This window comes from Gordonia liuliyuniae, assembly GCF_021739025.1.
Lineage (GTDB): Bacteria > Actinomycetota > Actinomycetes > Mycobacteriales > Mycobacteriaceae > Gordonia > Gordonia liuliyuniae.
In genome coordinates this window covers 134495-145664 of sequence record NZ_JAKKOT010000002.1, presented here as the reverse complement: position 1 = coordinate 145664, position 11170 = coordinate 134495, and the positions used below count along the sequence as shown (strand labels likewise).

Below are 11170 nucleotides of genomic sequence, written 5' to 3'. Positions count from 1 at the left end.
GAGATCCCAAAGTCGTTCTGAGGCTTGTCTAGTCGACATTATCGGTCGTCACCGACAATCCGTGTCCGCATTGGTCAGATGGCGATCGTTCGGGCGAATATGAGCGCAATGGGCGCGGCCGAAAGGGGAGCCGAGCATCGGCCGCTCAGTACGCTTGCCGCACGGCGTCGACGGGCACGATGTCGACGCCGAGCGGCATCAGCGAGATCGGCACCATCTTGAAGCTCGCGATGCCGAGCGGGATGCCGATGATCGTGATGCACATGGCGATGCCGGTGGTGATGTGTCCTATCGCGAGCCAGAGGCCGGCGAAGATGATCCAGATGATGTTGCCGATGAGTGATCCGGCGCCCGCATCACGTCTGGGGACCGTGGTCCGCCCGAACGGCCACAGTGCGTAGGCGGCGATGCGGAACGACGCGATCCCGAACGGGATGGTGATGATCAGGATGCAGCAGATGACGCCTGCGACGAGGTAGCCAATGGCCATCCATAGTCCGCAGAGGAGGAGCCAGATCACGTTCAGCAGCGTTCGCATACGGTAATCATCCACCATCGCGGGCTGTATGGGCGGCGAAAGACGGGTCGCAGACCCCGAAGCCATAGCTTGCATGCAAGCTTGCATGCAAGCTAACGTCGGTGCCGTGGAATCGAAGACCGAGGTCGCGGCCGAACGTGCGTATGTGACGACGAAGAACGGCATCATCAGCGGAGCTCTGCCCGGCGGATCGCTGCTCAGCGAAGTCGCGGTGAGCGCCGACCTGGGACTCAGCCGCACGCCGGTGCATGAGGCGTTCCTCCGGCTTGCCGCCGAGCAACTCCTTGATCTGCAGCCGAGGCGCGGAGCCGTCGTCCGACCGGTGACACCGTCCGAGGCCGCGGACGTTCTCGCCATGCGACACGCGATCGAAGCGGCGTCGGCCGCGCAGCTGTTCGGCCAGGGTGGGCCCGACGACGCGGTGCGAGCCGAGATCGACGAGAACCTCGCGCGCCAGCGCGACTTCGTGGCGGTCGAGGACGTCGACGGGTTCGTCGACGTCGACGACGAGTTCCACCTTCTCGTGGTGCGCGCGTCGGGCAACCCGATCGCCGAGCACTTCTACGAGCAGCTGCGTGCACGCCAACAACGGTTGCGGAATCTGCTGCTGCGGATAGACCCGGCCAACCTTCAGTCCTCACTCGTCGACCACGAAGAGCTGGCGGCGTGTCTGTGTGACGGTGACACCGACCGCTATTCGGCGCTGCTGCAGGCTCATTTCAACCGGTACCAGGGTGCGCTGTGACGACCACCGAGACGCAGGTCGGTGCTGTGTCGGACACGGTGGCGAGGGCGTTCCCGCGCGATTGGATGCTCGTGTTCGGCGCGCTGTTCGTGTGCGCGTGGTCGGGCAACCAGTTCAGCCCGTTGCTCGTCATGTACCGGGAGCAGGACCACTTCTCAGCCGCCACGGTCACCGCGTTCCTCGGCATCTACGTCGTCGGGCTGGTACCCGCGCTCATCGTGTCGGGCAGCATCGCCGACCGGGTGGGACGGCGAGCGCCGATGCTGGTCGCCGTCATCGCCGGCCTGATCGGCAGCGTCCTCCTCGCGAGCGAGGGATTGGGGCTGTGGACGATCTTCCTGGGCCGCATGTTCTCCGGTGTCGCAGTCGGCACGGCGACAGCGGTCGGCACCACGTGGCTCAAAGAACTGTCGCGTCGGCCGTTCGATCCTGCCGCCGACGCGTCGTCGGGCGCACGCCGCGCGTCGCTCGCGTTCACCCTCGGTTCCGCACTGGGCGCGCTCGTCGCGGGCTGCATCGCTCAGTGGGGGCCGTGGACGCACTCGCTGCCGTTCCTGTTGCACATTGTTGTCACGGTTCCGTTCCTGTGGCTGGTCCGCCGACCCGTCGAGACCGCGCCCGCGCTCGACGACGATGTGCGTGATCGAGGCGGATTCCTCGTGGCGTCGGCCCGCCACCGTCGTTTCGTGCGCGTCGTGATGATCTGCTGCCCATGGCTGTTCATCGCGTGCGGTCTGTCGTATGGCTACCAGCCGGTGCTCCTGGCCGACGCGGCCGGAGGGTTGGGGCTCGCGTACGGGACGCTGCTCAGCGTCATCGCATTGGGTACCAGCGCCGCCGTTCAGCCGCTCGCCAAACGCATCGACTCGGAGTCGAGCGCACGCGGACTGCTCGTCTCGCTGGCGATCCTCGTGGTCGGCATCGGGGTGATGATCGCGGCCGTCACCACCGACAGCCTGCTGGTCGGCGTCGTCGCCAGCATCGTGTTCGGCGTCGGGTTCGGAATCGGACTCACATCCGGTCTGATGGAGGTCCAGCGGATCGCACCGCCGACCGAACTGGCCCGCCTGACCGGCATCTTCTACGCCGTCGCCTACGTCGGTTTCGCGATGCCGACTCTCCTGGCCGCGCTGACCCCGCCGTTCACGACCCTCGAACTGCTGATCGCGTTGGCCGTGCTGCTCGGCGTCTCGCTCGGCGCCATCGGGTACGCCTCCGAGAAGCATCTGCCCCAGAGGCACCTAACAGATAGCTGATTCGCGAGGACACGAATAGTGTTGCGGACATGAGTACGGCACGCCGCGCAGCATGGTCGATCGCCGCGACCGTCGTGTTGACGATCCGGTTGATCGCCACGATCGCGACCGTCGGAACCGTGCTCGTCTGGCTGGTCGCCGCCGTCCGCGACGGTCTGCTCAACGGTTGGCTGTGGTGGGCGGTCGGCTCGGCGGGCACGCTGATCGTCGCCACCTACCTCTACAGTCATCTGCGCGTCCGCTACCCGAGTACCAGCGATCGCTGGGAAGAATAGCGTCGCGAATCGGCGATCTCGTTTCCGCGAATCGGCAGACTCGACTTCGCGAATCGGCAGACTCGACTTCGCGAATCGGCAGACTCGATGCCGCGAATCGGCAGACTGGGCGTAGTATGGCCTCATGTCCGACCTTCTGAACAGGAACGTCGAACCGATCGTCGGCGACTTCCTACGACACTTTCCTGCCATCGTGATCGAGGGCGCTCGGCAGGTTGGAAAGAGTACGTTGGCCGCGCGCGTGGCACAGTCGGACGCGCTCACGATGAATCTCGACTATGAACAGGTGCGGGCGGCGGCAGAAGCTGATCCGGCCGGATTCCTCGCGCAGGCGGGGAACCGGCAGATGGTGATCGATGAGATCCAGCGGATGCCATCACTCACCTTGGCGATCAAGGCTGCAATCGACGACGACCGACGTCCGGGCAAGTTCATCCTCACCGGCTCGTCCAGCCTGCTCCGGGTGAAAGGCCTGGCGGACAGTCTGGCCGGCCGTGCCGTGCGACTCAACCTCTACGGGCTCAGCCAAGGCGAGATGGCGGGCCGGTCAGACGACTTCGCCCGCGCGGTGCGCGGACATGCGTGCCTCGCATCAGACTTCTCGACGTCGGTGGGGCGCGACGACTACGCGAGTCGCCTCGGAACAGGGGCCTATCCGGAGATGCGGACTATGCCGCAGCGCATGCGCGGCCCCTGGATCGACGGATATGTGCAGGGCGTCGTCGGCCGAGATATGCGTGAGCTCAACAGGCTGCTCAACCCGGATCGCGTCATGTCGATGCTCCGTGTGCTCGCCGGCCGACCGTCGGCAGAACTAGTCAAGGCGAAGCTCGCCGACGAGACCTCGATTCCGGCACGGACGGTAACGTCGTACGTCGACCTTCTGCACGACGTCGGGTTTGCGGCGAGTATCCCACCGTGGACACCGAATCTGGCGAAACGGGAGGTCGGTCGGCCGAAGACCTTCGTCGTCGACTCGGCGATGGCGATGCGCCTGGCGAGGGTAACAGCCGACCAGCTGTCTCGTCTCGAGTACGGCGAAGCGTTCGGCGGGTTCCTTGAATCGTTCGTAGCCACTGAACTGCTTCGTCAACGGACGTGGTCGGACCGGAGTTTCGATCTGTTCCACTACCGTGATCGGGACGGCACAGAAGTTGATCTCATCCTGGAGTTCGACGACGGCAGCGTCGTCGGTGTCGAGGTGAAGGCCGCGGCGTCGTACAACGCTCGGCAATTCCGCGGACTCGAGAAGCTGCGGGACGAGTTGGGTGACAGATTCGTCGCCGGAATCGTGCTGGGAACGGCGCAGACCGGCTACCGGTACTCCCCGAAACTCTATGGACTGCCGATCGCGAGCCTCTGGGAGTTCACCCCCTAGCGGTCAAGCCGTATCGCCAGCCGCTCCTTCTCGCCCGCCGCCATAATCGTGATGAGCCCGCCCCCAAGTGCACCCGCAGCCGCCAAGCGCGGCGCGACCCCCACCGAGATGAGGATCCCGCCGACAGCTTGGACGGCGCCGTTGGCGCGGACTATCCGGCTCGCACCCTTCGTTCGATGTCGGCTCCGAGGTCAGCGTCGACATTCCGCCAGTACTCGAATGCCCGCGTCAGCACCGGCTCGCTGACACCGTCGAGGAGATGTCCGGCGACGTTGCCCGCCAACCGATCCCGTGCGGCGTCGTCGAGCACGTCGCGAACGAGCGTGCCGGGCTGCCCCCAGTCGTCGTCTTCCGGGTGATCGACGTACGCGCTGCGGACGATGTCACCGTCGGCCGCCCACTGTGGCTCGGCCTGCCCGGAGTACGTGGCCGCGGGGCCGCCCTTCGAGTTCGGGGCGTACACCGGATCGCTCACCGGATCGATGCGCATCGCACCGTCCTTCGAGTAGCTGCGGACCTCGTTGTGCGGCCGGTTGACCGGGATCTGCTTGTAATTGGCTCCGAGCCGAGCCCGGTGGGCGTCCGAATACGCGAACACGCGGCCGAGCAGCATCCGGTCCGGGCTGAAACCGATTCCCGGAACGACGTTGCTGGGCTCGAACGCGGCCTGCTCGATCTGGGCGTGGTTGTCGGTCGGGTTGGTGTGCAACGTCATCTTGCCGACCTCGTGGAGCGGGTAATCCGAGTGCGGCCACACCTTGGTGAGATCGAATGGATTGAACCGGTACGCCGTCGCGTCGTCGAACGGCATCAACTGGACTTTGAGTGTCCAGCTGGGGTTCTCGCCCTTCGCGATCGAGTCGAAAAGATCCCTGGTGTGGTAGTCGGTGTCGGCGCCTGCGAGCCGATCCGCCTCGTCCTGTGTCAGACACTCGACGCCCTGATCGGTGATGAAGTGGTACTTGACCCAGTGCTTGACGCCTTCGGCGTTGACCCACATGTAGGTGTGCGAGCTGTAGCCGTTCATATGTCGCCACGTTCGCGGGATGCCGCGGTCGCCCATCAGCCAGGTGACCTGGTGCGCCGATTCGGGGGAGAGGGTCCAGAAGTCCCACTGCATGTCGTGGTCGCGCAGGTTGTTGTCTGCGCGCCGTTTCTGCGAGCGGATGAAGTGCTGGAACTTCATCGGGTCCTTGATGAAGAAGACGGGCGTGTTGTTGCCGACCATGTCGTACACGCCTTCGTCGGTGTAGAACTTCAACGCGAACCCGCGGGGGTCACGCCACGTGTCGGGGCTGCCTCGCTCGCCGGCGACCGTGGAGAAGCGCGCCACCATCTCGGTCTTCGCGCCCGGCTGGAACAGCGATGCGCACGTGTACGCCGATACGTCGCTCGTCGTCTCGAAAGTGCCGAAGGCTCCGCTGCCCTTGGCGTGGGGCTGACGTTCGGCGACGCGTTCGCGGTTGAACTGCGCCATCTGCTCGATCAGGTAGTGGTCGTGCAGGACGATGGGGCCAGCAGCGCCCGCAGTGAGTGAATGCTCGTCGCTGCCTGCCGGAGCGCCGGAGTCCGTGGTCGTGAAATTCTTGTCCTCGGTCATGCTCGTCCTCCTAGGGAGGTAGGCGTTGGGCTGTACAAGGCCCGTGGCCGGGGCACGGGCCCACCACCGAGGTTAACCGCTGGGGCCGAATACTTCCCGTCGTTCGCGCAAGCATCCGCCGTCGAGGACGCTCCCGAACTCGCCGGTCGAACCCCGACCCGCGCCTGTCACGCCTTCGCCCGCAACTCCCGCTTCAGCAGCTTGCCGCTCTGGTTGCGCGGCAGTTCGTCGACGAACATCACCGACTTGGGCACCTTGAACGGCGCGATCCGTTCCTTCACGAACGCGATCAACTCGTCCTCGGTGGCCGTCTGGCCGTCTTTGACCACGACCACGGCGGTCACCGCTTCGATCCACTTCTCGTCCGGTGTGCCGATCACCGCGACCTCGGCCACCGCCGGGTGCAGGTAGACGGCGTCCTCGACCTCCCGGGAGGCGACGAGGACCCCACCGGTGTTGATGACATCCTTGATGCGGTCGACGACGGTGATATAGCCCCGATCATCGCTGGTCACGAGGTCGCCGGAATGGAACCAGCCGTCGGTGAACGCCTCCTCGGTGGCGTCCGGCTTGTTCCAGTAGCCGCTGCACAACTGCGGCGAGCGATAGCAGACCTCGCCCTGCTCGCCGAGCGGCACATCGTTTCCGTCGCCGTCGACGATCCGGGTCTCGACGAAGAACACCGGACGGCCGCACGACGCGGGTCGGTCGGCGTGCTCCTCCGGCCGCAGAATGGTGGCCAGCGGCCCGATCTCCGACTGTCCGAAACAGTTGTAGAAACCGATGTCCGGGTACCGTTCGCGCAGCCGGTTGAGCACGGTCACCGGCATGATCGATGCGCCGTACTGCGCCTTCGTCAACGAACTCAGGTCGCGCGAATCGAGCTCGGGGCTGTTCGCGAGCGGCACCCACACCGTCGGTGCGAGGAAGAGGGATCCGATCCGCAGCTCCTCCACCAGGCGCAGAATCTCACCGACGTCCGGCTTCTCGATCAGCGAGATCGTCGCGCCGATCGACAGGTACGGGAGAGCGAACACGTGCATACCTGCCGAGTGGTACAGCGGCATCGCGATCAGCGGTGCGTCGTCGGCCGTGAAGTCGAGGCCGAGCAGGGACGACACGTACTCGTGAACGAGCGCCTGATGGGTCATCATCGCGCCCTTCGGCGCGGACGTGGTGCCCGAGGTGTACAGCAACTGGGCGAGATCGGTCGGAGCCACGTCGACGTTCACCTCTGGGACGGGCCCGTCCGATGCGGTCGCGAGGAGACTGTCGTCGGCGTCGCGCAGGGCGATCACCGGCAGATCGCCCACGACCTCGTCGAGGGTCGTCCGCAACAGCGGATCGACGAGCACTACCGACGCCCCCGAATCCTCGAGGAGATAACGCAGTTCGCCCGCCTTGAGCGCGAAGTTGATCGGCACGTGCACGAGGCCCGCGCGGACGGCGCCGAGGAAACCGATGAGGTAGGCGTCGGAATTCACGCCGAACGCGGCGATCCGCGAACCGGCCTTCACGTCGAGTGCGAGCAGCCGACCGGCCGCCCGCGTCACCGCGTCATCGAGTGCTCGGTAGGTCCAGTCGCGGTCGGCGAACCGGAGCGCGACGGCGTCGGGGGTGCGCGAGGCAGACCTGCGCAGCAGGGAATCGATGGTGTTCACTCGGACGTCCACGTTTGTCACGGTACGGTTCGGCCTTCCGGTTCGGGTGGTATTGGAGCACCTCGCCCCGTTCGCTGGTCGAGCGAACGGGGCGAGGTGAGACCGGCGGCTGTCAGTCCATCGTCGGGATCGAGAACTCGGCGCCGTCCTTGATGCCGGACGGCCACCGCTGGGTGACCGTCTTGGTCTTCGTGTAGAACATGATCGACGCCGGTCCGTGCTGGTTCAGGTCGCCGAATCCGGACCGCTTCCAGCCGCCGAACGTGTGGTAGGCGACCGGCACCGGGATCGGCACGTTGACGCCGACCATGCCGACCTCGACGCGTGAGGTGAAGTCGCGGGCGGCGTCACCGTCCCGGGTGAAGATCGAGACGCCGTTCCCGTACTCGTGGTCAGTCGGCAGGGCGAGCGCCTCCTCGTAGTCCTTGGCGCGCACGATCGTCAGCACCGGTCCGAAGATCTCGTCGGTGTAGATGGACATGTCCTTGGTGACGTGATCGAACAGGGTCGGGCCGACGAAGTAGCCGTTCGTCAGGTCCTCGCCCTCGAAGGTCGCGTCGTCGCTGGTGCGTTCGCGTCCGTCGACGACGAGCTCAGCGCCCGCTGCGACGCCCTGTCCGATGTAGTCGATGACCTTGTCGCGCGCGGCACCGGTGACGAGCGGACCGTAATCGGCCTTCGGGTCGAGCGAGTGGCCGACGCGGAGCGCCTTCACCTTGTCGACGAGCTTGGCGCGCAACGCTTCCGCCGTCTCCTCGCCGACCGGGACAGCAACCGAGATCGCCATGCAGCGTTCGCCCGCGGCACCGTAGCCCGCGCCGATCAGAGCATCGGCCGCCTGGTCGAGGTCTGCGTCGGGGAGGATGATCATGTGGTTCTTCGCGCCGCCGAAACACTGCGAACGCTTGCCGTGGGCCGCGGCGGTCTCGTAGATGTACTGCGCGATGTCGCTGCTGCCGACGAAACCGAGCGCCTTCACGTCCGGGTGAGTCAGCAGAGCGTCGACGGACTCCTTGTCGCCGTTGACAACCTGGAAGACGCCGTCCGGCAGACCGGCTTCGGAGAACAGTTCGGCCAGACGCAGAGTGACGGACGGGTCGCGCTCGGACGGCTTCAGGATGAAGGCGTTACCGCACGCGAGTGCCGGGCCGGCCTTCCACAGCGGGATCATCGCCGGGAAGTTGAACGGGGTGATGCCCGCGACGACGCCGAGCGGTTGACGCATGGAATAGACGTCGATGCCCGGCCCGGCGCCCTCGGTGTAGTCGCCCTTGATCAGATGCGGAATACCGGTGGAGAACTCGATGACCTCGATACCGCGCTGCACATCGCCCTTCGCGTCCTCGAAGGTCTTGCCGTGCTCCATCGACAGCGCCGTCGCCAGCTCGTCCATGTTCTCGTTGACCAGGGCGATGAAGCGCATCAGGACGCGGGCGCGGCGCTGCGGGTTCCACGACGCCCACTCCTTCTGAGCTTCCGCGGCGATGGCGACGGCGGCGGCCACCTCGTCGGTCGACGCGAGTGCGACCTGCGCCTGCACCGTGCCCAGGCTCGGGTTCAGCACGTCCGCGGTACGGCCCGACGCAGCGGCGTCACCGATGCTGACGGTGCGCTTGCCTGCGATGTAGTGGGGGATGACGTCGGTCATGGTGGTGCTCCTTTGGGTGGATCTCGACTCCGCTCGATTCAGCGGGGCGGTCAGCGGTGAGTGAAGGTCGGCTTGCGTTTCTCGACGAACGCGGCCATGCCCTCGGTCTGGTCGTCGGTGGCGAACGTCGAATAGAACAACGAACGCTCGGTGCGGACGCCTTCGGTGAGGCCGGACTCGAAGGCGCGGTTCACGGCCTCCTTCGCGAGCGAAGCGGCGATCGATGACTTGTCGGCGATATCGGCGGCCACCTCCAGGGCAGTGCTCAACGTCTGTTCGGCGGGCACCACGCGGGAGACGAGTCCGAGGCGTTCGGCCTCGTCGACCTTCATCTGACGGCCGGTGAGGATGAGGTCCATCGCCTTGGCCTTGCCGACGGCGCGGGTGAGGCGCTGCGAACCGCCGATGCCCGGGATGACACCGAGGGTGATCTCTGGTTGACCGAACTTGGCGGTGTCACCTGCGATGATGAGGTCGCACAGCATCGCCAGTTCGCAGCCTCCGCCGAGCGCGAAGCCGTTGACCGCGGCGATCGTCGGGGTGTTCAATCGGGCGAGCCGGTCCCAGTCGCCGAAGAATCGCTCGGACTGTACATCGCTGAACGACTTCTCGGACATCTCCTTGATGTCGGCGCCCGCCGCGAAGGCGCGGTCGGAACCGGTGATGACGATGGCGCCCACCGCCGGGTCGGTATCGAAAGCGGTCGCGGCATCGACGACTTCGGTCATCAACTGCGTGTTGAGGGCGTTCAATGCCTTCGGGCGGTCGAGCGTGATGACGCCGACCCGACCCTCGGTGTGGACCTGGATTGTCTCGTACTCGAGTGCGTCGGCCATATACGTCTCTCCTTAATGCCTGTCTCCGGATGTCTGTGCCCGGATGTTTCGTGCGCGGATGTTTGCGCGTGTCTAGAGCCTCAGTTCGAGATGATCCGGCAACGGGGCGAGGAATGCATCCGCGTCGGCGGGACCCGGCTGCCAGTTCGGCTTGCGGTCCTTGTCGATCACCTGGGCGCGGATGCCTTCGGCCAGGTCGGGATGCTGCAGGCACCGCAGCGACGATCGGTATTCGCGGACGAGCGAGTCCCGCAGCGACGCGTCGCCCGCTGCGGCACGGAGTGCGGCGAGGGTCGCTGCCAGTGCTGCGGGCGACTTGCCTTCGACGGCCTCAGCCGTCGCGAAACTCTCCGGGGTGGCGGTAGCGACGCAGTTCTCGACGATCTGCGCGACGGTGTCGGCGGCGAACGCCTTCGCGATCCACTCGCGGCCCGCCGCGATCTCCGACTCGGGCGGGGTCTGCGCGAACTCGGCGAGGACCTCGTCGAGCGGCCGCTCGGCGAGTGCGTCGACGAATGCGTCGAGACGATCCGCGGGCACGAAATGGTCGGCGAGGCCGAGCGCGATCACATCGCCTCCGCGCAGATGCGTCGTGGTCAGCGCGGCGTACGTGCCGAGTTCGTCGTCGACGTGCGACAGGAGCCAGGTGCCGCCGACGTCGGGCACCAGCCCGATGCCGACCTCCGGCATCGCGAGGCGGGTGCGATCGGTGACGATGCGGGTGTTCGCGTGTCCGGAGACTCCGACGCCGCCGCCCATGACGATGCCGTCCATGAGCGCGACGTACGGCTTCGGGTAGTCGCCGATGCGTGCGTTCATCACGTACTCGTCGCGCCAGAACGCGGCAGACGCCGAGGCCGCCGCGGCTTCGTCGCCCGCTCCGGTCAGGGCCTTCGCATCTGTGTGGATCGCGACGATGTCGCCGCCCGCGCACAGCCCTCGGTCGCCTGCGCCGCGCACCACGACGGCGTCGATGGCCGGGTCATCGGCCCAGGCGATGAGTGCTGAGTCCATCAGCCGCACCATCTGGTGGTCGAGCGCGTTGATCGACCGGGGCCGGTTCAACGTGATCACACCGATGCGCCCGGTGACCGTCGTGACGACGGCGGGTGCGTCGGCGGGTGTCGAATCGGCAGTAGCGGGCATCGTGGGTGTTCTCCTTATCGATCGAGTCCGGTGTGAATCGAAATCCGCCGAACTCGAGTCAGCTGGTGTCCGTCGCCACTCATCCTG

10 protein-coding genes are annotated in these 11170 nt (G+C 66.2%); 4 read left to right on the top strand and 6 right to left on the bottom strand.

Annotated features, from left to right (window positions below):
- Nucleotides 1-145: 145 nt before the first annotated feature.
- Entirely contained in the window at nucleotides 146-538 is a 393-nt protein-coding gene (locus L5G28_RS01790; RefSeq protein ID WP_236996451.1) for a YccF domain-containing protein, read from the bottom strand.
- A 106-nt stretch (nucleotides 539-644) separates the two neighbouring features.
- Between L5G28_RS01790 and L5G28_RS01785 the strand changes: the two genes are divergently transcribed.
- From L5G28_RS01785 to L5G28_RS01770, 4 genes are all read left to right on the top strand, one after another.
- Nucleotides 645-1283 carry a GntR family transcriptional regulator gene (locus tag L5G28_RS01785; protein WP_237000064.1) on the top strand — a complete coding sequence of 213 codons (639 nt, stop codon included), beginning with the start codon at nucleotides 645-647 and terminating at the stop codon, nucleotides 1281-1283.
- Nucleotides 1280-2539: an MFS transporter gene (locus L5G28_RS01780; protein WP_237000063.1), complete on the top strand. Its 1260-nt coding sequence runs from the start codon at nucleotides 1280-1282 to the stop codon at nucleotides 2537-2539. Before L5G28_RS01785 ends, L5G28_RS01780 begins: the two co-directional genes overlap by 4 nt.
- 29 nt (nucleotides 2540-2568) lie before the next feature.
- Nucleotides 2569-2814, top strand: a complete 246-nt coding sequence (locus tag L5G28_RS01775) for a hypothetical protein (protein WP_236996454.1) — start codon at nucleotides 2569-2571, stop codon at nucleotides 2812-2814.
- A gap of 124 nt (nucleotides 2815-2938) precedes the next feature.
- The gene (locus L5G28_RS01770) at nucleotides 2939-4192 is read left to right on the top strand and encodes an ATP-binding protein (RefSeq protein WP_237000062.1); all 1254 of its coding nucleotides are present in this window, start codon (nucleotides 2939-2941) and stop codon (nucleotides 4190-4192) included.
- 151 nt (nucleotides 4193-4343) lie between these two features.
- On the opposite strand, the gene L5G28_RS01765 is transcribed toward L5G28_RS01770, so the two are convergent.
- From L5G28_RS01765 to L5G28_RS01745, 5 genes are all read right to left on the bottom strand, one after another.
- Nucleotides 4344-5792 carry a catalase gene (locus tag L5G28_RS01765; RefSeq protein ID WP_237000061.1) on the bottom strand — a complete coding sequence of 483 codons (1449 nt, stop codon included), beginning with the start codon at nucleotides 5790-5792 and terminating at the stop codon, nucleotides 4344-4346.
- Between the two features lie 167 nt (nucleotides 5793-5959).
- On the bottom strand, nucleotides 5960-7474 hold the full coding sequence (locus L5G28_RS01760) for a fatty acyl-CoA synthetase (RefSeq protein ID WP_237000060.1): 1515 nt from the start codon (nucleotides 7472-7474) through the stop codon (nucleotides 5960-5962).
- Between the two features lie 91 nt (nucleotides 7475-7565).
- Nucleotides 7566-9101 carry a CoA-acylating methylmalonate-semialdehyde dehydrogenase gene (locus L5G28_RS01755; protein ID WP_237000059.1) on the bottom strand — a complete coding sequence of 512 codons (1536 nt, stop codon included), beginning with the start codon at nucleotides 9099-9101 and terminating at the stop codon, nucleotides 7566-7568.
- A 50-nt stretch (nucleotides 9102-9151) separates the two neighbouring features.
- A complete protein-coding gene (locus L5G28_RS01750) occupies nucleotides 9152-9937 on the bottom strand; it encodes an enoyl-CoA hydratase (RefSeq protein WP_237000058.1) in 786 nt (261 codons plus the stop codon).
- Nucleotides 9938-10009: 72 nt separating this feature from the next.
- Nucleotides 10010-11083 (bottom strand): 3-hydroxyisobutyryl-CoA hydrolase, encoded by a 1074-nt coding sequence (locus L5G28_RS01745; RefSeq protein ID WP_237000057.1) that lies wholly within the window; start codon nucleotides 11081-11083, stop codon nucleotides 10010-10012.
- Between the last annotated feature and the right edge of the window lie 87 nt (nucleotides 11084-11170).